Below are 20,765 nucleotides of genomic sequence, written 5' to 3'. Positions count from 1 at the left end.
GCCCCCGGGGAGACCTCCCCGGGGGTGGTCGCATCTTTCGCCGCGACAGGGCCACAAAAGGGCCTTCGTGTGGCGCAGGCGCTCAGCGCACGGGGACGAGGACGAGGACCGGGTCCCCCACCCGCACCCACCCGCCCTGGAGGACCCGGGCGTACACCCCCCGCCCCCCGTAGAGGAGCTTGGGCAGGCGGAGGTCAAACTGGGAAAGGCTGTTGCACACCGTGCAGACGTAGGAAAGCTCCAGAAGGGCCTCCCCCGCCTTTAGCCTCGCTCCCGGGGGAAGTCCGTGCGGGTCCAGGGAGAGGAGGAGGTTTTCCCCCAGGGCCCCGTAGGGGAGCTCTATCCCCATTCCTTTGGCCTTCTCGTAAGGGCCAAGCCCCGCCACCAAGACCGCCCGGTCGGGGTCTTTGCCGGCATGCCGGTCCCCCAGGGCGCCGTGGCCTGCCACGAGGAAGAGCTCCTCCACCTGGGGCTTGGGAAGGCCCGGTTCCCGGCCCAGGTGGAGGGAGACGACCCGATTCATTCCTTGCGGGTCTCCGGGGTGTAGTGGGCCTGCAGGTAGGCGAGGATCTTCTCCGCCGCGTCCGGTGGGATGAACTTCTCGCCCCCGTAGGTCTTCAGCATCTTGTCCACGGTGGGCTTCCAGTTGGCCAGGGGCGGTTGCATGGTGATGTAGGTGACGCTGTGGCAGATGGAGCAGTAGCCCATCACCAGCTCCTTGCCCTCCCCATCCGCCAGCTCAGCGGTGTAGAGGGGGTAGGCCCCCACCTTGTACACCGTGCCCTCCCCCGGCTTGGCCGGGGCCGGCTGGAGGGTGAGGCCCAGGGGCCCCTGGGCGTAGTTGCCCGCCACCACCCCGGGCACCTCGGCCACCACGAAGCCCAGCAGGGAAAGCCCCAAGGGAATAAGCCAGCGCTTCCTCATGATCTCCTCCCTACTTGGCCGCCAGGACCACCACTTCCTGGCGCTCGATCTTGTTCCAAAGGTAGCCGCCGGGGTTCCAGACCCCGGTATCCGGCTGGACGTTTCCCTTCTCGTCCGTGGCCCGCACCGCCAGAGTGTAAGTGCCCGGGCGCTCGGGCCGCCAGGTGTACTCAAAGGTGCGGAAGGAGTACTTCCCGTAGTCGGCGCCCAGGATGGCGGGGCGCCAGGTCTGGCCGTTGTCGGTGGAAACCTCCACCTTCACCACCTTGCCGTGGCCGCTGAAGGCGATGCCCCGGATCTTGGCAGGCATTCCCGCCACCAGGGGATAGGAGCCATCGGGGTCAATGATGAAAGAGCGCACGGGCATGTTGACCTTGCCGATGGGCACAGTCTTTACCCTGCCCGCCGCCACGTCCTCGGGGGTGGTGGAGCCATTAGGGGTGTCAGGAATGCGGTATGCTGTGGCCATCCAGAAGTTTTTGTCCTCCTGGGTGAGGGCCCGGATCCAAGTGAGGTGCTTGAGCCAGTAGGTGGCGAACTTCCCCGGCACCACCAGGCGCACGGGAAACCCGTTCAGCATGGGGAGGGGCTCCCCGTTCATCAGGTAGGCCAGGATGGTTTCTTCAATGACGGGGTCGTTCAGGTCCAGGGACTTCATGAAGCGGCCTGAGCCTAGGTTCTCCGGCCCCTTGCCCCGGTCCAGCCCTTCAAACTGGATCTGCACCGTGCCCGGCTTCACCCCGGCGTAGTCCAGGAGGTCTTTAAGCCGCACCCCCGTCCAGAGGGCGTTGCCCATGGCCCCGTTGCCCCACTGCCCCCCAGCGACCCTGGGCTGGAAGCGGCTTCGGGAGTTGCCCGAGCACTGGTTCACGGCGGCGATGGATACGGGCTTGAATTTGCGGATGAGGTCCTCGAGGGAAAGCTCCACCGGGCGTTCAAAGTTCCCTTCCAGTTTTAGGCGCCATACGGAGAGGTCAATCTCGTTGGGGATCTCGTCCAGGTGGTAGCGGACGTAAAAGGCCTCGTTAGGGGTGAAGGGGGTGCGGAAGTAGTGGCGCGGCGTCTCCAGCTGGATGGGGCGGTCCGTCATGCGCAGCAAGGGAAGCTTTTGCGGGTAGACGGCATAGGGATGAACCCCATTCCAGTAGGGGTTGGCCTTGGGCCCGGTGAAGCTGGGAAGGGCCTCCTCCGCCTGGGCCGAGGCTTGGGCCAAGGCGGGCCTCGAGGCGAGCAGAACCCCCCCAGCGCCCAAAAGCTTGAGAAGTTGCCTTCTATCCACTTTCCTCATAGTGTCCTCCCTAGGGGACATTTGTACCTTACCGGGGCAGGGCTTCCTTGTCAAAGGGGGGGTATGGAGGAAAGCCCGCACCTGCGAGGGCGCTTCCCGCTCGGAAAGGCTTTTGGGTATCTGGAAGGGCCTTTCCCGGCGTATGATGGAAGCCATGCTCAAGGGCGAAGGCCCAGGACCCCTGCCGCCCCTTCTCCAGCAGTACGTGGAGCTTCGGGACCGCTACCCGGACTACCTCCTCCTCTTCCAGGTGGGGGATTTCTACGAGTGCTTCGGGGAGGACGCCGAAAGGCTCGCCCGCGCCTTGGGCCTAGTCCTCACCCACAAGACCAGCAAGGACTTCACCACCCCCATGGCGGGGATTCCCATAAGGGCCTTTGATGCCTACGCCGAGAGGCTCTTAAGGATGGGCTTCCGCCTGGCGGTGGCCGACCAGGTGGAGCCCGCCGAGGAGGCGGAGGGGCTCGTGCGGCGGGAGGTGACCCAGCTCCTCACCCCGGGGACCCTCACCCAGGAGGCCCTCCTCCCCCGGGAGGCCAACTACCTGGCGGCCATCGCCACCGGGGACGGGTGGGGCCTGGCCTTCCTGGACGTCTCCACCGGGGAGTTCAAGGGGACCCTTCTCAAGGGAAAAAGCGCCCTCTATGATGAGCTTTTCCGCCACCGGCCCGCCGAGGTCCTCCTCGCCCCGGAGCTTCGGGAGAACGAGGCCTTCGTGGCGGAGTTCCGGAAGCGATTTCCCGTGATGCTCTCCGAGGCCCCCTTTGAGCCCCAGGGGGAGGGTCCTTTGGCCCTGAGGCGGGCCCAGGGGGCCCTCCTGGCCTACGCCCGGGCCACCCAGGGGGGGGCCTTGAGCGTGCGCCCCTTCCGCCTCTACGACCCCGGGGCCTTCGTGCGCCTGCCCGAGGCCAGCCTGAAGGCCCTGGAGGTCTTTGAGCCCCTAAGGGGCCAGGACACCCTCTTCGGGGCCTTGGACGAGACCCGCACCGCCTCAGGCCGCAGGCTCCTCCAGGCCTGGCTCCGCCACCCCCTCCTGGAAAGGGGTCTCCTGGAGGCGAGGCTTGACCGGGTGGAGCGCTTCGTGCGGGAGGGGGCCCTGCGGGAGGGCCTCCGGAGGCTCCTCTTCCGCCTTGCCGACCTGGAGCGCCTGGCCACCAGGCTGGAACTCGGCCGGGCAGGCCCGAGGGACCTCGCCGCCCTAAGGCGGGGCCTGGAGATCCTCCCCGAGCTTAAGGGCCTTCTGGGGGAGGAGGTAGGGCTTCCCGACCTCTCCCCGCTCCTAGAGGAGCTAAGGGCGGCCCTGGTGGAGGACCCGCCCCTCAAGGTCTCCGAGGGGGGGCTCATCCGCGAGGGGTACGACCCCGATCTGGACGCCTTAAGGCGGGCCCACGCCGAGGGGGTGGCCTACTTCCTTGAGCTGGAGGAGAGGGAGAGGGGGAGGACGGGCATCCCCACCCTCAAGGTGGGCTACAACGCCGTCTTCGGCTACTACCTGGAGGTAACCCGCCCCTATTACCACCAGGTGCCCAAGGAGTACCGCCCCCTCCAGACCCTCAAGGACCGGCAGCGCTACGCCCTCCCGGAGATGAAGGAGCGGGAAAGGGAGCTCTACCGCCTCGAGGCCCTCATCAAGAGGCGGGAGGAGGAGGTCTTCCTCGCCCTGAGGGAGCGGGCCAAAAGGGAAGCGGAGGTCCTGAGGGAGGCGGCCAGGGTCCTGGCCGAGCTGGACGTCTACGCCGCCCTCGCCGAGGTGGCGGTGCGCTACGGCTACACCAGGCCCCGCTTCGGGGAGAGGCTTCGCATAAGGGCCGGGCGCCACCCGGTGGTGGAGCGCCGCACCACCTTCGTCCCCAACGACCTGGAGATGGCCCACGAGCTCGTCCTCGTCACCGGGCCCAACATGGCGGGGAAGAGCACCTTCCTCCGCCAGACCGCCCTCATCGCCCTCCTCGCCCAGATGGGGAGTTTCGTCCCCGCGGAGGAGGCGGAGCTCCCCCTCTTTGACGGGATCTACACGAGGATCGGAGCCTCCGACGACCTCGCCGGGGGGAAGAGCACCTTCATGGTGGAGATGGAGGAGGTGGCCCTCGTCCTCAAGGAGGCCACGGAAAGAAGCCTCGTCCTCCTGGACGAGGTGGGCCGGGGCACCAGCAGCCTGGACGGGGTGGCCATCGCCACCGCCCTCGCCGAGGCCCTGCACGAGAGGCGGTGCTACACCCTCTTCGCCACCCACTACTTTGAGCTCACCGCCCTCGCCCTCCCCCGGCTCCAGAACCTGCACGTGGCCGCCAAGGAGGAGGCGGGAGGGCTGGTCTTCTACCACCAGGTCCTTCCGGGGCCCGCCTCCAAGAGCTACGGGGTGGAGGTGGCGGCCATGGCGGGCCTGCCGGGGGAGGTGGTGGCCCGGGCCAAGGCCCTCCTCCAGGCCATGGCCGCCAGGCGGGAAGGGGTCTTGGAGGAGGTCTTGGAGCGCCTCCTCGCCCTGGACCCCGACCGCCTCACCCCCCTCGAGGCCCTGAGGCTCCTCCACGAGCTGAGGTCCTTGGCCCTGGGTGCCCCCTTGGGTAGCATGAGGGGGTGATCCGCCCCCTTCCTCCCGAGCTCCGGGGCCTCCTCGCCCAGGGGGAGGTCCTCCTCTCGGTGAAAGACGCCGTGCGGGAGCTTCTGGAAAACGCCCTGGACGCTAAGGCCCGAAGGGTCCGGGTGGAGCTCCTGGGCGGGGGGCTTGAGGGGATCGTGGTGGAGGACGATGGGGAGGGGATCGCCCTGGAGGACCTGCCTCTCTCCGTGGAGCCCTTCGCCACCAGCAAGCTTCAGGACCCCGCCAGGATCCACACCCTGGGCTTCCGCGGCCAGGCCCTCTACGCCCTGAGGCAGGCCGCCACCCTCAAGATCCGCTCCCGGCCCCGGGGGCAACTGGGGGGCGGTTTCCTCCTGGCCAAGGGGGGGCGGGTGGAGGTGAAGGAGGGCCCCGCCCCCCCGGGGACCCGGGTGGAGGTCCTGGGCCTCTTCGCGGGGGAGGGGCGGGACCCCAAGGGGGAGGTCCGGGGGGTCCTGGAGCTCGCGAGGCGCTACCTCCTCCACCACCCCCACCTGGCCCTCGCCCTCTTCGTGGAGGGGGAGGCCAGGCTCCTCTTCCCCGGGGCGGGGCTTATGGAGGCGGCCCGGCTCGCCTTCGGCAGGGTCTTGGCGGAAAGGCTCTTCCCCGTGGAGGCGGAGGAGGGAGGGTTTGCCCTTTGGGGCCTCCTCTCCGGTCCCCAGGTTTCCCGCACCCGGGAGGACGCCCTCTTCCTCGCGGTGAACGGCCGTCCCGTGGCCTTTCCCCCCGGGCTCCTTAAGGCGGTGCGCCGGGCCTACCGGGAACTCCTTCCCGAGGGGCACTTCCCCGTGGGGGTCCTGAACCTGAGGCTTCCCCCTTCCGCCTTCCGGCTCCGCCTGGACGCCCGTAAGGAGGAGGTCTTCCTGGAGCCCGAGGCGGAGGCCTTCGTGGAGGAGGCCCTGCGGGGGGTTTTGGCCCGGAAGAACCTGGCCCGCCTCCTCGAGGGGCCCAAGCCCCTTCTTCCCCTTTCCCCGCCCACCCCTTCCGGCCTGCCCCGGCTCCGTTTCCTCGCCCAGTTCCGGGAGAGCTACCTCCTGGCCGAAGGGGAGGGCACCCTCTACATCGTGGACCAGCACGCCGCCCACGAGCGGGTGATCTTTGAGGAGTTGAAGCGGCGCCTGGAGGCGGAAGGCCTGGCCCCCCTCCCGTACCCGGTCCTGGTGGAGCTTTCCCCCGGGGAGGAGGAGCGTCTGGGCCAGGGGATGGAGGGCCGGCTCTTCGTCTACGAGCCCTTTGGGCCCTCGAGGGTCCGCCTCCTCGAGGCGCCCCCCTTCCTCCACCCTTACCCCCTTCTGCTTCCTCCCGTCTTCAAGGAGGCCTTGCGGGGCGAGGGGGGAAGCCTTAAGGAGCTTCTGGCCCGGCTTTCCTGCCTGCCCGCCCTTAGAGCGGGCCACCCCCTGGGGAGGGCCCAGGGCCAGGCCCTCCTGGACGCCCTCCTGGCCTGTGAGACCCCCTGGGTCTGCCCCCACGGGAGGCCCGTCCTCCTGGCCCTGAGAGAGGAAGAGCTCATCCGGCGCTTTGGCCGCCGCTCGGGGGCTCGGGCAGGAGAAGAAGCCCGTCTTCATCGGCCACCAGGAACCACCCCGGAAGAACCCGCGCCTCGAGAACCCTGAGGGGCACGTCCACCTCCCTCTTGCCCTCCTTGGCGCTCTTCCTCGGCGTGGCGGCGAGGGCGAGGAGGCCCATGGGGACCTCCTCGAGCTCCTCCGCGTCCCGCACCGCCCCGTAGACCACCACCCCCGCCCAGCCCCGCTCCCAGGCCAGGCGGGCCAGGTTTCCCCCGAGGAGGGCCGTTCTTAAGGAGCCTCCCCCGTCCACGAAGAGGACCTGGCCCTCCCCGCCTTCCTCCAGGACCCTGCGCACCAGGGCGTTGTCCTCGTGCACCTTCAGGGTCTTGACCCTTCCCTGGAAACGGGTCCTTCCGCCGAAGCTCTTGAAGACCATGGGGAGGGTTTCCCCTTCCGGGTGGAGGTCCGAGAGGTCCGCGGTCCGCCCTTCCATAGGGGATATAGTAGCCCCTATGGAGGAGGCGAGGCTTCTCGTCACCTGCCCGGACCGCCCCGGCATCGTGGCCGCCGTCACCGGCTTCCTCTACGCCCACGGGGCCAACATCACCGACCTCCAGCAGCACTCCACCGACCCCGAGGGAGGCACCTTCTTCATGCGGGTGGCCTTCACCGCCTCCCACCTGGACCTGGCCCGCCCCGCCCTGGAGCGGGCCTTCCAGGAGGTGGTGGCCAGCCGCTTCCAGATGCAATGGCGCCTGGCCTACGCCTCCGAGAGGAAGCGCACCGCCATCCTCGTCTCCAGGCCCGCCCACGCCCTTCTGGAGCTCCTTTGGCGCTACCGGGTGGGGGAGCTTCCCATGGACCTCCGCCTCGTGGTTTCCAACCACCCGGACCGCAAGGAGGAGGTGGAGCGCTTCGGTGTCCCCTACCACCACGTGCCCGTGGAAAAGGGCCGCAAGGAGGAGGCGGAAGAGAGGATCCTGGCCCTCCTGGAGGAGGAGAAGGTGGAGCTCGTGGTCTTAGCCCGCTACATGCAGGTCCTCTCCCCCCGCTTCGTGGGGCGTTACCCCATGCGCATCCTCAACATCCACCACTCCTTCCTCCCGGCCTTCGCCGGGGCCGACCCCTACCGCCAGGCCTACGAGCGGGGGGTGAAGCTCATCGGGGCCACGGCCCACTACGTCACCGAGGAGCTGGACCAGGGCCCCATCATTGAACAGGACGTGGTGCGGATCTCTCACCGCCACTCGGTGCGGGAGATGAGAAGGCTTGGGCAGGAGCTGGAAAGGACCGTCCTGGCCCGGGCGGTGCGCTGGCACCTGGAGGACCGCATCCTGGTCCACGAGAACCGCACCGTGGTCTTTGTCTAATCGCCGCCTAACGGGGCGGGGGTAAGGTTAGGCCAGGAGGTGGCGCATGAACCTAGGCCGTTCCTTCGTGGGGTTTTTGGTGCTCTCCCTGATGGCCGGGGCGGTGCTCTGGTGGGGTCTCTCCCAAGGCCAGACCCCCCGCCCCCAGACCGCCCCACTCCCGGCGGACGGGGGCCTTCTGGAGTACGAGCGCAACACCGTGGAGATCGTGGAGCGCTACGGGGACGGGGTGGTCTACGTGTCCGTGGTCACCCGGCCCCAGAGCGTCCAGCTCCCCCCGGGGTTTGAGTTCTTCGCCCCCTTCCTGCAGGCCCCGCCCCAGCAGGGCACGGGCTCGGGCTTCGTCATAGACAAGGAGGGGTATATCCTCACCAACTACCACGTGGTGGAGGGGGCAAGCCAGATCACGGTGAAGTTCCACAACGACCCCAAGGAGTACCGGGCCCGCCTGGTGGGGGCGGCCCCCCCTTTGGACGTGGCCCTCCTCAAGGTGGACGCCCCTAAGGACAGGCTGGTGCCCCTGGTCCTGGGGGACTCCGGCCGGATCCGGGTGGGGCAGAAGGCCATCGCCATGGGGAACCCCTTCGGGCTGGAGTTCACCGTGACCCAAGGGATCGTCTCCGCCATACGGGAAAACCCCGGGGCCATCGGGGACGATTCGGGCCTCGTGCCCCAGGTGATCCAGACGGACGCTGCCATCAACCCCGGGAACTCCGGGGGGCCCCTCCTCAACTCCCGGGGCGAGGTCATCGGCATCAACACCGCCATCTTCACCCCCACGGGCCAGTTCGGGGCCGCCCAGTTCGCCGGGGTGGGGTTCGCCCTGCCCATCAACCTGGTGAAGCAGTACCTGCCCGAGCTCCGGTCGGGGAAAACCCTCACCGCCGAAGCCATCATTAGAAACCGACCCCGGCTTGGGGTGTCCTTAACTCCCCTCTCCCTTTACCCGGAGAGGCTCCGCCAGCAGTATGGCCTCCCCGACACCGGCCTCATGGTCCAGGAGGTGGAGCGGAATAGCCCCGCAGAGCGGGCGGGCCTGAGACCGCCAAGCCGCTTCGCCTACGTCCAGCTTCCCACGGGGGAGGCCCTGCAGGTGGGGGTGGACGGGGACGTGCTCTTGGAGGCGGAGGGGATCCCCCTCACCTCCATCGCCCAGCTCCGGCAGGTCCTCTACGCCAAGAAGCCGGGGGAGGCGGTGGCCCTCAAGGTCTGGCGCCAGGGGCGTACCCTGACCCTCAGGGTGGTTCCCCAGGTGATCCGCTAAGGGGGCCAAAGGAGCCTCACCCTTAGGCATCCGCCCTCCGCTTGGAACCAGCTTTCCCCCAGGCGGAGGGCCAGGCCCGTTTCCGAGCAGTAGTAGAGCTCCCTCTGCCTCTCCTTGGCCAGGGCCTCGTTCCAGGGGTAGGCCCCGGCGGTGTAGTAGGCCTCCGTCTCGGCATCGGTGTAGGCCCGGAAGCCCTGGAAGCGGAAGAGGGGCCGAAACTCCAGAAGCACGGGCTTTCCCGTCACCGAGTTCACGAACTCCACCCGCCCCTCCGCCCAGGGAAGGAGGAGGACGAAGCGCCTGGTTTCCCCTTCCTCCACCGCCACCAGGCGGAGCAGGGAGAGGGCCCCCAGGCCGAGCCAAAAGGCCCAGCTCTTGAGGAGCCGGGCCCAGGGCCTCAAGAGCGCCTTACCCACCGCTTCACTTCAAGGCCCCCGCCTCGCGGAAGTAGCGCAGCGCCCCCTCGTGGTAGGGGATGGTGCCGCCCACGAAGCGCACGGCGTTTTCCAAAGAGGTGTCCTTGGCGGCGGCCACCGCCTGCCGGAGGGCCTGGAGGTTTTCAAAGGTGGCCTTGGTGAGGGCGTAGGCCGCATCCTCCGGGAGGCTTGCCGGGCAGACGAAGAGGTTCCAGAAGGTTAGGGTGGGGGTGTCGGCGCGGGTGTTGTAGGTGGCCTTGGGGATCACCCCGGTTCCGGCGAGGCCGGGGAAGCGCTTCTGGAAGGTTTGGGCCACGGTGCTCTTGGGGTCAATGGGCACCAGGTAGAGGCGTTGCCCCTTGCGGGCCAAGGCGGCGGAGAGCTCGGTGATAGCCCCGGTGGGCAGGCCACCCGACCAAAAGAAGGCGTCCAGGTTGCCCTCGGAAAGGGCGTTGGCGCTCTCCTGCGCCCCCAGGCGCTCCTGCTTGGCGAAGTCCTTGGGGGAGAGGCCCGCCGCCTGGAGGACCAGAAGGGCCTCCACCTCGGTGCCCGAGCCCGGGGCCCCGGTGGAGACCCGCTTGCCCTTCAGGTCTTGGATCACCCGGATGCCCGCCCCTTCCCGGGCCACGAGGTGCAGGTAGTTCGGGTACATGGCAAAGAGGATGCGGGCGCTCTTGGCGGGCCTGTCCTTGAAGCGCTCGTGCCCTCCTGTGTAGGCCAGATAAGCGGAGTCGGGGAGGACGGTGGCGCAGTAGTAGGTGCCTCCCCCGGTGCGGTTCTCCAGGAGGAGGAGGTTGTCAATGGAGGCCGCCGTCTGGATGGCCTGGGCCTCGGCGACTCCCGCCTTGGTAAAGATCTCCGCCAGGGCCGTGCCGTAGTAGAAGTAGACCCCGCCCACCCCGCCCGTGGCGATGACCACCTTGGGCTTCTGGGCTAGGGCTAGACCGCTCAGGGCCAAAAGGGCCAGCAGGACTCGCTTCATCCCCTTCCTCCTTTCCTTCGGCCCTACCCTAAGCCCCCTTGGGGCCTCCCGTCAAGCCCTTGCGGAAGAAGGGGAGGCCCAGAAGGAAGGCGGCCAGGTTCAGGTAGGGCTGGGGCACGAAGAGAAGTGCGGCCAAGACCCCCAGGGCCCAAGCCTCCCAGCGCTTAAGGGGCCTCCGCGTGTACCCGGCCCCCGAGGCGGAGAGGTAGACCACCCCCGCGCCCACCGCCAGGAAGCGCCAGAGGATGAGGGCCCAGGCCTCTCCAGGGGGGGCGGTCTCCAGGACGGGCACGATGAGGAGGGCCGAGCCCGAATAGGCCAGAAGGAAGAAAAAGCCCACCAGGTACTTGGAGAGGGCCACCCGGGCGGCGTAGACCCCGGTCTGCAGGGGGTTGGTGCCGAAGACGCTGGCGGCGGCGTAGGCGGAGAGGGCCACGGGCGGGGTCACGTCTGCCAAGACGGCGTAGTAGAAGAGGAACATGTGGGTGGCGAGGAGGGCGGCCTGTTGGGAGGCCTCCGGGCTCAGGCCCTCTGCGGTGAAGTTCTTCACCGCCAAGGCGACGATGGCCGGGGCGGTGAGGGCGGAGGTGAGGACGTAGGTGGCCGTGGGGGGGACGCCCATCCCCAGGACCAGGCTGAAGAGGGCGGTGATGAGGGTGGCGAGGAGGAGGCTCTCCCCGGAGGCCTGCTGCAAGAGCTGGCTGAACTTGGAGGGTAGCCCGGAGATGACCATGTTGGCGAAGATGAGGTTGGCGGCGGTGACGGCGGTGCCGATGGGAAGCAGGGTGCGGAAGCCCTCGGCGAGCCCCTGGAAGAGGGGGCCTAGGCCCTTAGGCCTTAGGGTGGGGTCCAGGTAGGCCAAGACCACGAAGAGGACCAGGGCGAGGCTTGCGGCGGTGCGCACCTCATAGCCCAGGTAGAGCATGGCCACGATGAGGAGGATGGGCAGGAAGATGAAGCTATAGCGCAGGACGTAAGCCCTGCGGCCCATGCCGAGCTCCGGGGCCACGGGCTTTAGCCCCGCCTTCCGGGCGTAGAACTCGTTGAAGGCGAGGACGGTGGTGAGGTAGAGGAGGGCGGGGCCTATGGCCATGACGATCACCTTCAGCAAGGGGATCTGCAGGATCTCCACCATGATGAAGGCGATGGAGCCCAAAACGGGCGGGGTGATGAGGGCGATGGTGCCGGCGGTGGCCACGAGCCCCGCGGCGATGAGGCGGTCGTAGCCCGCCCGCTCGTAGAGGGGCTTGGTGAGGGCGGCCACGAACTGGGTGTCGGCGGCCCCGCTTCCCGAGAACATGCCCATGAAGACGCTGGCGATGCCCGTGACCCGCCCGGGGGTGGCGGGGTGCTTGCCCACCAGGGCCAGGGCCATGTTGGCCACCACCTTGCCCAGGCCCAGGGCCCCGATCATGCCGGAAAGGAGGGTGAAGTAGACCAGGTACTTGGCGGAAACCCCGGTGATGAGGCCGTAGATGCCCGCCTCCGTCTCGTTGAAGGTCTTGCCCAGGAGGAGGTCAATGCCCTGGCGGCTTCCCCTAAAGGCCCCGGGGAAGAGGTCGGCGTAGAGGTTGTAGCCGAAGAAGAAGAGGACGAGCACGGGCATCACGGGGCCCAGGAGGCGGTAGACCGCTCCCAGGACCAGCATGATGAGGCCGAAGGACATGGCCATGTCCCAGGGCTCAGGAAGCACGGCCCGGTAGACCAGCTCCTCAAAGTGGCGGAGCTGGTACAGGGTGGGGAAGAGGGCGAGGAGGACCGCCAGGAGGTCGGCGGGGCGCTTTAGGCCAGGGAGGAGGGCGGGCAAGACGGCCACCGCCCAGTAGAGGAGGCCCGTGAGCTTGGCGGCGGGGGGCAGGCTGACCCCGGGGACGTTGGGGAAGAGAAAGTTGTAGAGGGGCACGAGGCTGAAGAGGAAGTAGACCCAGGCCCCGGGCGTGCGCCTCCGCGGCAGGTAGAAGCTCACCAGGTAGGCGCCCAGGAGGAGGAAGAGGACGTGGGTGCTCCGCTGTAGCTGTACCTGATCCAGGATGGGGACCTCAGCCCGGGCGAGGGGGGTGAAGGGGTGGAGGACCAGGTACAGGCTGAAGAGGGCCCCCAGCACCAGGACCCAGTGGGTGAGCCGGGTGAGGGGGGTGGAGGGGAAGGCCGGGCGTTCTAGCTCCATGGGGTTCTCCAAGAAGGCCCGGGGTCCGGGGGTGCCCCGACCCCGGGCGCGTGCGGGTTCTTACTTGAGGAGTCCCTTTTCCTTCAGGTAGCGCTCCGCCCCGGGGTGGAAGGGGATGGGGAGCTTGCCGTGGAGGCGGGCGGTGGCCTCGAGGCTGGTGTCCTTGGCGGCCGCCACGGCGGTGCGCAGGGTGTCCAGGTTGTCAAAGATGGCCTTCACCATGGCGTAGGCGGCCTCGGCGGGCAGGGTGTCGGGGCAGACCACGATGTTGCCCGTGGCCAGGCCGGGCACGTCGGTGCGGGTGTTGTAGACGCTCTTGGGCACCTTGTAGGTGTCCACCAGGCCGGGGAAGCGCTTCAGGACCACCTGGGCTGTGGTGCTCTTGGGGTCAATGGGCACCAGGTGGATCCGGTCCCCCTTGCGGGTTAGGGTCTGGGAGAGCTCCACGATGGAGCTGGTGGGCAACCCCCCCACCCAGAAGAAGGCGTCCAGGGTGCCCTCGGCCAGGGCCTTGGCCGCCTCGGCCACGGGCAGGCGCTCCCTTTTGGCGAAGGACTCGGGCTTCACCCCGGCGCCCTGGAGGACGAGGAGGGCCAGGTTCTCGGTGCTGGAGCCGGGCTGGCCGGTGGAGACCCGCTTGCCCTTGAGGTCCTGCACCAGCTTGATGCCAGTCTTCTCCGAGGTCACCAGGTGGATGAAGGAGGGGTACATGTAGAAGAGCACCCGCTGGTTCTTGGCGGGCTTCTCCTTGAAGCGGGGGTCTTCCCCGGTGTAGGCCACGTAGGCGGAGTCGGTGGTGGTGAGGGCGCAGTAGAAGGTGTTCCCCTGGGGGTTGGTGCGGTCGCGGAGGAGCTGGAGGTTGTCGTAGGAGCCCCCGGTCTGCACGGGCTGGGCCTCCACCGCCCCCGCCTTGTTGAGGATGTCGGCCATGGCGGTGCCGTAGTAGAAGAATACCCCCCCGGTGCTTCCGGTGCCGATGACCACCTTGGGCTTCTGGGCCACCCCAGAGGCCGCAAGCAACAGGGCCAAGAGGATAAGGCTTCGCTTCATGTTCACCTCCCGCATACTTTTGCGCCCATACCCTACCTTGGCCCGGGGGTCCTGTCAAGGGAGGAAAGGCCCAGGAGCCTTGCCTGGAAGGCCCGCAAGAGGTCGGTTTTGCTGAGGATGCCCACAAGCCTTCCCTCCTCCAGGACCAGGGCCCGGGCGTACCCCCGTTCGGCCATGCGTTCCAGGGCGCCCAAGGCCGTGTCCTCGGGGGAGAGGAAGAGGGGGGGCTGGAGGTAGCGCTCCAGGGGGGCCTCCGGGTCGGCCCCTTCCAGGTGCTCCAGCCCCACCACCCCCAAAACCCGCCCTTCCGCCACCACGGGGAAGCCGGAGACCTTGTGGAGGAGGGAAAGCCTTAGGAGTTCGCCCACGGGGAGGCCGGGGGCAAGGACGATGGGGTCCTGGGTCATCAGGTCCCGCACCCTTAAGCCCTCCAGGGCCTGGGCCAGGAGGGTGGCCTCGGCGTCGGCCCTCGAGGCCATATACACGAAGAAGGCCGTGAGGACCAGGAAGGGGTTGAAGGCCACAAGCCCGAAAAGCCCTAGGGCCAGGGCCACCGCTTGGCTCAGGGCCAGGGCCTGCCTCGTGGCCTGAAGGTAGGGCTTCCTTAGGGCGAGGAGGGCGCGGAAGACCCGCCCCCCGTCCAGGGGCAGGGCGGGGAGGAGGTTGAAAAGGCCCAGGGTGAGGTTCACCAGGGCCAGGTAGTGGGTGAGGAACCCCACCACCCCCTCCTCCTGGCGCAGGAGCCAGAAGAGGAGGGCGAGGGCGAAGCTCACCAGGGGCCCCGCCACCGCCACCCCGAGCTCCTTTAGGGGTTCTTGGGGGATCCGCTCCAGCTGCGCCACCCCGCCCAGGAGCCAAAGGGTGATGCGCCGGGTGGCGATGCCGTAGCGGTGGGCGGCGAGGGCGTGGCCGAGCTCGTGGAGGAGAACGGAGAGGAAGAGCCCCGTGGCGGCCAGGAGGCCGAGGAGGAAGGGCCGGGGCCCCTGGAGGAGGCCTTCTTCCTGGGGGAGGCCGAAGAGCCTCAGGTAAAGGGGCAGGTTCCCGGCGATGAGCAGGGCCAAGAGGGGGAGGACCACCAGGAAGGAGAGGTCCAGGTAGAGGGGGATGCCCAGGAGGCGGAAGAGGAAAAGCCCGCGCTGAAGCATGCCTCAGTATAGGCCGGGGCGGGGCTCCCCGGTTATGACTGGGCGGTCAGTCGTAGGATGGGGGGGTGCTGGCCCTGGCCCTCCTCCAAGACGCCCGCTACCGCGGTTACTGGCTCGCCCTCTTCGTTTCCCAGATGGGCACCTGGATGCAGGCGGCGGCCCAGGGGTGGCTGGTCCTCCTCCTCACGGGAAGCGCCGAGCGGCTCGGCCTGGTGGTGGCCTTGCAGTTCCTGCCCTCCCTCCTCTTCTCCTTGCCCGCCGGGGTCCTGGCGGACCGCTACCCCAAGCGGAACCTCCTCCTCTTCACCCAGGGGGGGATGATGCTTCTGGCCCTCCTCATGGCCCTCCTCATCCTCACGGGGTGGGTGCGCTACGGGCACGTCCTCCTCTTCGCCTTCCTCTACGGGGCCTTGAACGCCATGGACCAGCCCGTGCGCCAAAGCTTCACCGTGGAGCTGGCGGGCCGGGAGCGCTACCCCGGGGCCATCGCCCTGAACTCCTTGGGCTTCAACCTAAGCCGCCTCCTGGGGCCGGCCTTGGCGGGCGTCTTGATCGCCCTCTACGGGGTAGGGGTGGCCTACCTGGCCAATGCCCTCTCCTTTTTCCCCCTCCTCCTCGTCCTCCTCCGCCTCGCCCCGGGGCCCCTGGGCGGGGGAGGGGAGGGCCGCTGGTGGCGGGAGGCCCTGGAAGGGGTGCGCTTTGTGCTGGAGCACCCCTTGGTGCGCCGGGTGGTGGGGCTGGTCCTCTTCGCCAGCCTTTTCGGCATGAACTTCCAGACCCTGGTCCCCGCCTACGCCCGGCTCGTGCTCTCCCTTTCCGCCACCGGCTACGGCTTTCTGGTCTCCAGCGTGGGGCTTGGGGCTTTGGGGGCGGCCTTGGTCATGGCCCTTACGGGGAGGCCGAGGCCCGGTCGCCTCCTCCTGGGCGCCTTCGCCCTGGCCTTAGCCCACCTGGGCCTCTTCTGGGCCTACCGGCCTTGGGTGCCCCTCTTCTTGGCCCTCGGGGGGTTTGGCATGATCTCCGTCCTCATCAACGCCAACACCTTGGTGCAGCTTTCCGTTCCGGACCGCTTGAGGGGCCGGGTCATGGCGGTCTACAGCCTGGTGATGCTGGGCACGGGGCCTTTGGGGGCCTACCTCACGGGGTTTCTCTTTGAGCTCCTGGGGGGGCGGCTTGCCGCCTTGGCCCTGGGGGGACTGGTCCTCCTGGTGGGCCTCTACCAGCTTCGCCCCTGGCCTAAGGGGTCCAGTCCTCGGGCCTAGGCCCCAGGCCGAGCCGCCAGGCCACGCCCCTGGCTACCCGCACCCCCGCCTTCCCGTCCCCGTAAGGGTTTCGGGCCTTCCGCATGCGGGCGAGCTCCTCGGGGTTTTCCAGAAGCTCCCTGACCACCCGGAAGACCCGTTCGGGGTCGGTGCCGGCCAGCCTGAGGATGCCCGCCTCGAGGCCCTCGGGCCTTTCCGTCACGTTCCTCAGGACCACCACGGGAACCCCCAGAGCGGCCCCTTCCTCCTGGAGGCCCCCGGAGTCGGTGACGAGGAGGAGGCTTTCCCGCATGAGGGCGGCCATGGGGCCGTACTCCAGGGGGTCCAGAAGGACGAAGTTCCTCACCCCCCGGAGGACCGGATAGACCCCTTCCCGCACCACGGGGTTCAGGTGCACCGGGTAAACGAAGGTGAGGTGGGGGAAGGCCTCGGCCACCCGCTTGAGGGCCCGGGCCAGGTCCGGGAGGAGGGGCCAGTTCTCCCGGCGGTGCATGGTCACGGTCACGTAAGGCCCTTCGGGAAGCCCTTCGGGAAGCCGGCCGAGCCGGGCGGCCAGGAGCACGGCGTCCACCCCGGTCTGGCCCGTGACCAGGATCCCCTCCTCCCGCTTCCCCTCCCTAAGGAGGTTCTCCTTGGCCAGGGGGGTTGGGGCGAAGTCCAGGTCGGTGAGGACGTCGGTGAGGCGGCGGTTGGCCTCCTCGGGAAAGGGCTCCTTGAGGTTGTGGCTCCTAAGCCCCGCCTCCACGTGGCCCACGGGGATCCCTTCCAGGAAGGCGGCCCAGGCCACGGCGAAGGTGGTGAGGGTGTCCCCGTGGACCAGAACGTAGTCCGCCCCCATCTCCTTGAGGGCCCTCGCCGCCTGGGGGAGGATGCGGGCGGCGAGGTCGGGGAGGGCCTGGCGCTCCTGCATCACGTCCAGGTTCCGGTCCTCCCGGATGCCGAAGAGGGAGAGGGCCTGGCGGAGCTGTTCCCGGTGCTGGCCTGTGAGGAGGACCAGGGGCTTCAGGTAAGGGATCTCCTGGAGGGCCAGGTACACGGGGGCCATCTTGGTGGCCTCAGGTCTTGTGCCGAAGGCGAGGACCACGCGCTTCATTCTCCCCTCCAAAGCGCTCTAAGCCTCCGGTAGGTCACCCAGGAGAGGCCCAGGAAGGTGACCAGGAGGCTCGCCAAAATGGCCTCCCAGGGCATCCCCAGGTAGGCCATGGCCATCAGGTTAAAGAGGAGGGCCACCCCCCAGAGGAGAAAGGCCACCCGCCTTTGGGAGAGCCCCCGGGCCAGGAGGCGGTGGTGGATGTGGTCCTTGCCCGGGGTGGAGAGGGGGTTCTGCCCCCGGAGAAGCCGCTTCAGGACCACTTGGGTGGTGTCCAGGATGGGGAGGAGGAGGAAGAGGACCGGGGGGAGGAGGCCCAAGAAGGTGGTGAGCTTGAGGTTGCCGAGGAGGGCGGTGGCCGCCAGGGTGTAGCCCAGGAAGTAGGCCCCGGCGTCCCCCAGGATGATGCGGCTCGGGTGGAGGTTGTGCCGCAGAAATCCCAAGGCGGCCCCGGCCACCGCCGAGAGGACCAGGGTGCCCGCCGCCCAGAAGGGGAACTGGGCGGAGACGAAGAGGAGGCTCACGGCGCTGATGAAGGCGATGCCCCCCGCCAGGCCGTCCAGGCCGTCCATGAGGTTTAAGGCGTTGGTGATCCCCACCACCCAAAGCCAGGTGAGGAGGAGGCCCAAAGCGGGGTCCAAGGGCGTGCCGAAGGCGGCTTCAAAACGCACCCCCACGGCCATGAGGAGGAGGGCGGAGAGGGTCTGGACGAAGAGGCGGAAAAGGGGCGGGAGGCCGAACTGGTCGTCAATGAAGCCCACCAGCACCAGCCAGGCCCCCCCCAGGAGGATGGCCAGGACCTGGATGAGGACGTTTTCCACCAGGATGGGCCGGAGGAAGGCCGCCACCACCAGGGCGAGGACCACCCCGGCGTAGACGGCGAGCCCCCCGGCGTTGGGGAGGGGCTCCCGGTTGAGGCGCCGTTCGTTGGGCAGGTCGGCCCAGCCCACCTTCAGGGCGAAGCGGCGCACCTGGGGCAGGAAACGCCAGGTGAAGAAAAGGGCCAGGAGGAAGACGAAGGCCACGGTGAGCCATCCCGGCCCCGTGGGGTCGGCGATGCCTAGGCGCCTTAGAAGCTCGCTCATTTGGTCCCGTAGATCCGGTCCCCGGCGTCGCCCAGCCCGGGGACGATGTAGCCGTGGTCGTTGAGGTGCTGGTCAATGGCCGCCACCACCACCTCGGTGTCGGGGTGGTCCTGGGCGATGCGCTCCAGGCCTTCCGGGGCGGCGATGATGCACATGAGTTTGATGCCCGTGGCCCCCCGTTCCTTGAGGAGGGAGAGGGCAAGGCTTGCGCTTCCCCCCGTGGCCAGCATGGGATCCAGGAGGAAAACCCTCCTTTCGGCGATGTCCGGGGGAAGCTTGGCGTAGTACTGCACGGGTTTTAAAGACTCGGGGTCCCGGTAGAGGCCGATGTGCCCCACCCGGGCGTGGGGGACGAGCTTCAGGATGCCCTCCACCATGACGAGCCCTGCCCGGAGGATGGCCACCAGGGCGAGCTTCTTCCCGGAGAGCACCCGGACCCTGGCCGGGGCCACGGGGGTTTCCACCCAGGCCTCGGTGAGTTCCAGGTCCCGCATGGCCTCGTAGGCCATGAGGAGGGAGACCTCCTCCGCCAGTTCCCGGAAGTCCTTGGGGCCCGTGCCTTTGTCCCGGAGGTGGGCCAGCTTGTGCTGGATAAGGGGGTGGTCCACCAGGGTGATCCTCATCCCCACGAGCCTAAGCCCCTGCCCGGGGGTTCCGCAACCTTAGCACCCCCTTCCCCGGACGGGAAAGCAGTCCTGGAAAAAGCGCAGGGCCTTGGGGAGCTTTTCCTTAAGGGCCTCGAGGAAACCCGCCCGGTGCTTGGTCCTGAACCAGTGGAGGTCGTGGAGGTAGGTGAGGGGCACGTAGAAGGCCAGGCGTTCCCTCACCTCCTGGGGGTAGAGGCGGGCCATGCGGAAGAGGGCCTCCCGGGCCCTTTCCTCCCCCAGGAGGTCCAGGCTTCCCGTCTTCAGGAGGGCCAGGTCCCGGGCGGGGTCGTCGCCTCCCGAGCGCACCCAGTCCACCAGCAACACCTCCGGGCCCTCCTCCCCCGGGGCCTTCACCAGGAGGTTGCCCGCCCAGGCGTCCCGGTGGCAGAAGCGGCGCTCCGCCCCGGCGGCCAGGGCCACCTCCCGCCTCAGGGCCCGGACCAGGTCCAAGGCCTCGGGCACCCCCTCGAGGCTTTGGGCGAAGGCCGAGAGCCGGGCGAGAAGTTCCTCCTCGGAGACGTATCCCGGCTCCGGCAGGCGGTGGAGGGCGAGGAAAAGGTGGGAGAGGGCGGCGAGGGTCTTTTGGGAGAAGGCCTCCGGGGCGAAGGGCTTCCCGGGGAAGCGGCGGGTGATGAGGACGCCTTGGCCCTCCACCTCCGCCACCCCCAGGACGAAGCTTCCCAGGCCGGCCCGGGCCATCCTCTTGGCCTCGAGGGCCGCCAGGTGGGCCTCCTCCTTCCGGTAGACCTTGTAGACCCGCTCCCCGTCGGTGTAGACCCGGGCCTCAAACCCCCCCAGAGGGGTGAGGCGGGCGAAGCCTTCGGGGGGAAGGAGGCCCTTCAAGGCGGCCACGGCCACGGGGCTTATTCTAGCCTTGTGGAGCTCCTGCGCCCCGAGGCCACCCTCCTCTCCCTGGGGGACCGGGTACTTTCCTTTGACCGGGAGGGCCGCCCCTACCACTACTTCCGCCGGGGGGAGACCTTCAAGCGCGCCCTGGACGGAAGCCTTCACCTGCGGAAGCGGGAGGGGGAACGGAGAAGGAAGCGGCTTTCCCGGGAAGAGGCCCTGGAGGTCTACCGGGAGGTCCTGGCCCTGGCCGAGGCCCACCTGAAGGATGCAAAGAGGCGGCGGGAGGTCCTCCGCTGGACCCCGGAAAGCCTCCTGGACTCCCGGCCCTACCGGGAGGCCTACCCCTGGCCCATTAGCATCCTTCCGCCCGACGCCTACCTCTCCGTGGTCCTCCAGGCCACCACCGGATGCACCTGGAACCGTTGCGCCTTCTGCAGCTTCTACCAGGACCGCCCCTTCCAGAAGCGCACCCCCGAGGCCTTCCGGGAGCACATCCAGGCCGTCTTGTCCCTCCTGGGGCAGGGGAGGCTTCTCAGGCGGGGGGTCTTCCTGGCCGACGGGAACGCCCTGGCCCTGGCCGAGCCCCTCCTCCCCCTCTTGGAGGAGGTGGGCCGGGCCTTTCCCGGGGAGCCCGTCTTGGGCTTCCTGGACCTCTTCACCGGGCTCAAGAAGGAGGCCTCCTGGTGGAGGAGGCTTCGCCTCCTGGGGCTTAGGCGGGTCTACCTCGGTCTGGAGACGGGCCACCCTCCCCTCCTCGCCCTCCTCCGGAAGCCCGGCCACCCCAAGGAGGCCCTTCCCCTGGTGCGGACCCTGAAGGCGGCCGGGCTTTCCCTGGGGGTGATCCTCATGGTGGGGGCAGGGGGAAAAGCCTTTCAGGAGGCCCACTTCCGGGAAAGCCTCGCCCTTCTCTCCCAGCTTCCCTTGGGCCCGGAGGACCTGGTCTACCTTTCCCCCTTCCAGGAGGACCCCCACACCCCTTACGCCCGCCTGGGCCTTGCGCCCCTGCAGGACCTCGAGGGGGAGTTAAAAACCTGGATGCGGGCCCTCAGGGCCTTGGGCCTGAGGGCCGGCCGGTACGACATCCGGGAGTTTCTTTACTGAGCCCCCTCGCGGCCTTTG

The 20,765-nt window shown here is 68.6% G+C and carries 19 protein-coding genes; 6 read left to right on the top strand and 13 right to left on the bottom strand.

The window, feature by feature from the left end:
- Nucleotides 1-82: 82 nt before the first annotated feature.
- Genes ACZ5RK_RS10925 through ACZ5RK_RS10915 form a run of 3 tightly spaced genes read right to left on the bottom strand, consistent with a single transcriptional unit; the run spans nt 83 to nt 2,212 of the window.
- Nucleotides 83-523, bottom strand: a complete 441-nt coding sequence (locus ACZ5RK_RS10925) for an MOSC domain-containing protein (RefSeq protein WP_464909185.1) — start codon at nt 521-523, stop codon at nt 83-85.
- The gene (locus ACZ5RK_RS10920) at nt 520-924 is read right to left on the bottom strand and encodes a hypothetical protein (RefSeq protein ID WP_054647471.1); all 405 of its coding nucleotides are present in this window, start codon (nt 922-924) and stop codon (nt 520-522) included. Before ACZ5RK_RS10920 ends, ACZ5RK_RS10925 begins: the two co-directional genes overlap by 4 nt.
- Nucleotides 925-934: 10 nt before the next feature.
- On the bottom strand, nt 935-2,212 hold the full coding sequence (locus ACZ5RK_RS10915) for a molybdopterin-dependent oxidoreductase (protein WP_054647470.1): 1,278 nt from the start codon (nt 2,210-2,212) through the stop codon (nt 935-937).
- A gap of 145 nt (nt 2,213-2,357) precedes the next feature.
- Here ACZ5RK_RS10915 and mutS point away from each other — a divergent pair, with 145 nt between their 5' ends.
- The gene (mutS, locus tag ACZ5RK_RS10910) at nt 2,358-4,793 is read left to right on the top strand and encodes a DNA mismatch repair protein MutS (RefSeq protein WP_464910090.1); all 2,436 of its coding nucleotides are present in this window, start codon (nt 2,358-2,360) and stop codon (nt 4,791-4,793) included.
- Nucleotides 4,790-6,424, top strand: coding sequence for a DNA mismatch repair endonuclease MutL (mutL, locus tag ACZ5RK_RS10905; RefSeq protein WP_464909184.1), 1,635 nt, complete (start codon nt 4,790-4,792; stop codon nt 6,422-6,424). Before mutS ends, mutL begins: the two co-directional genes overlap by 4 nt.
- Here mutL and rraA read toward each other — a convergent pair.
- Entirely contained in the window at nt 6,318-6,812 is a 495-nt protein-coding gene (rraA, locus tag ACZ5RK_RS10900) for a ribonuclease E activity regulator RraA (RefSeq protein ID WP_464909183.1), read from the bottom strand. The two genes, mutL and rraA, sit on opposite strands and share 107 nt — an antisense overlap.
- A gap of 19 nt (nt 6,813-6,831) precedes the next feature.
- Here rraA and purU point away from each other — a divergent pair, with 19 nt between their 5' ends.
- Both purU and ACZ5RK_RS10890 read left to right on the top strand, forming a co-directional pair.
- Nucleotides 6,832-7,689: a formyltetrahydrofolate deformylase gene (purU, locus tag ACZ5RK_RS10895; RefSeq protein WP_464909182.1), complete on the top strand. Its 858-nt coding sequence runs from the start codon at nt 6,832-6,834 to the stop codon at nt 7,687-7,689.
- A gap of 46 nt (nt 7,690-7,735) precedes the next feature.
- Nucleotides 7,736-8,953, top strand: a complete 1,218-nt coding sequence (locus tag ACZ5RK_RS10890) for a S1C family serine protease (RefSeq protein ID WP_464909181.1) — start codon at nt 7,736-7,738, stop codon at nt 8,951-8,953.
- Here the strand turns inward: ACZ5RK_RS10890 and ACZ5RK_RS10885 are convergent.
- The 5 genes from ACZ5RK_RS10885 to ACZ5RK_RS10865 are packed head-to-tail and all read right to left on the bottom strand — an operon-like array spanning nt 8,950 to nt 14,713.
- Nucleotides 8,950-9,369, bottom strand: a complete 420-nt coding sequence (locus ACZ5RK_RS10885) for a hypothetical protein (RefSeq protein ID WP_464909180.1) — start codon at nt 9,367-9,369, stop codon at nt 8,950-8,952. The genes ACZ5RK_RS10890 and ACZ5RK_RS10885 overlap by 4 nt on opposite strands.
- 4 nt (nt 9,370-9,373) lie before the next feature.
- A complete protein-coding gene (locus ACZ5RK_RS10880; RefSeq protein WP_464909179.1) occupies nt 9,374-10,351 on the bottom strand; it encodes a TAXI family TRAP transporter solute-binding subunit in 978 nt (325 codons plus the stop codon).
- Between the two features lie 28 nt (nt 10,352-10,379).
- Complete coding sequence (locus tag ACZ5RK_RS10875; protein ID WP_464909178.1) at nt 10,380-12,518, bottom strand: TRAP transporter permease; 2,139 nt, start codon at nt 12,516-12,518, stop codon at nt 10,380-10,382.
- Between the two features lie 60 nt (nt 12,519-12,578).
- Complete coding sequence (locus ACZ5RK_RS10870; protein ID WP_464909177.1) at nt 12,579-13,568, bottom strand: TAXI family TRAP transporter solute-binding subunit; 990 nt, start codon at nt 13,566-13,568, stop codon at nt 12,579-12,581.
- 32 nt (nt 13,569-13,600) lie between these two features.
- Nucleotides 13,601-14,713, bottom strand: coding sequence for a site-2 protease family protein (locus tag ACZ5RK_RS10865; RefSeq protein ID WP_464909176.1), 1,113 nt, complete (start codon nt 14,711-14,713; stop codon nt 13,601-13,603).
- A 65-nt stretch (nt 14,714-14,778) separates the two neighbouring features.
- On the opposite strand from ACZ5RK_RS10865, the gene ACZ5RK_RS10860 reads away from it, so the two are divergent.
- Nucleotides 14,779-15,975 carry an MFS transporter gene (locus ACZ5RK_RS10860; RefSeq protein WP_464909175.1) on the top strand — a complete coding sequence of 399 codons (1,197 nt, stop codon included), beginning with the start codon at nt 14,779-14,781 and terminating at the stop codon, nt 15,973-15,975.
- Here the strand turns inward: ACZ5RK_RS10860 and wecB are convergent.
- Genes wecB through ACZ5RK_RS10840 form a run of 4 tightly spaced genes read right to left on the bottom strand, consistent with a single transcriptional unit; the run spans nt 15,950 to nt 19,655 of the window.
- Nucleotides 15,950-17,068 carry a non-hydrolyzing UDP-N-acetylglucosamine 2-epimerase gene (wecB, locus tag ACZ5RK_RS10855; protein ID WP_464909174.1) on the bottom strand — a complete coding sequence of 373 codons (1,119 nt, stop codon included), beginning with the start codon at nt 17,066-17,068 and terminating at the stop codon, nt 15,950-15,952. The two genes, ACZ5RK_RS10860 and wecB, sit on opposite strands and share 26 nt — an antisense overlap.
- On the bottom strand, nt 17,065-18,150 hold the full coding sequence (locus tag ACZ5RK_RS10850; RefSeq protein ID WP_464909173.1) for an MraY family glycosyltransferase: 1,086 nt from the start codon (nt 18,148-18,150) through the stop codon (nt 17,065-17,067). Before ACZ5RK_RS10850 ends, wecB begins: the two co-directional genes overlap by 4 nt.
- On the bottom strand, nt 18,147-18,773 hold the full coding sequence (gene upp, locus ACZ5RK_RS10845; protein ID WP_464909172.1) for a uracil phosphoribosyltransferase: 627 nt from the start codon (nt 18,771-18,773) through the stop codon (nt 18,147-18,149). The genes ACZ5RK_RS10850 and upp overlap by 4 nt, the downstream gene beginning before the upstream one ends.
- Before the next feature lie 39 nt (nt 18,774-18,812).
- Nucleotides 18,813-19,655: a phosphotransferase family protein gene (locus ACZ5RK_RS10840; protein WP_464909171.1), complete on the bottom strand. Its 843-nt coding sequence runs from the start codon at nt 19,653-19,655 to the stop codon at nt 18,813-18,815.
- An 18-nt stretch (nt 19,656-19,673) separates the two neighbouring features.
- Here ACZ5RK_RS10840 and ACZ5RK_RS10835 point away from each other — a divergent pair, with 18 nt between their 5' ends.
- Nucleotides 19,674-20,747: a radical SAM protein gene (locus ACZ5RK_RS10835; protein WP_464909170.1), complete on the top strand. Its 1,074-nt coding sequence runs from the start codon at nt 19,674-19,676 to the stop codon at nt 20,745-20,747.
- Nucleotides 20,748-20,765: the final 18 nt, after the last annotated feature.

This window comes from Thermus kawarayensis JCM 12314, assembly GCF_055393575.1.
The sequence above is the reverse complement of the archived record's forward strand: the minus strand, read 5'-3'. Positions and strand labels throughout refer to the sequence as shown.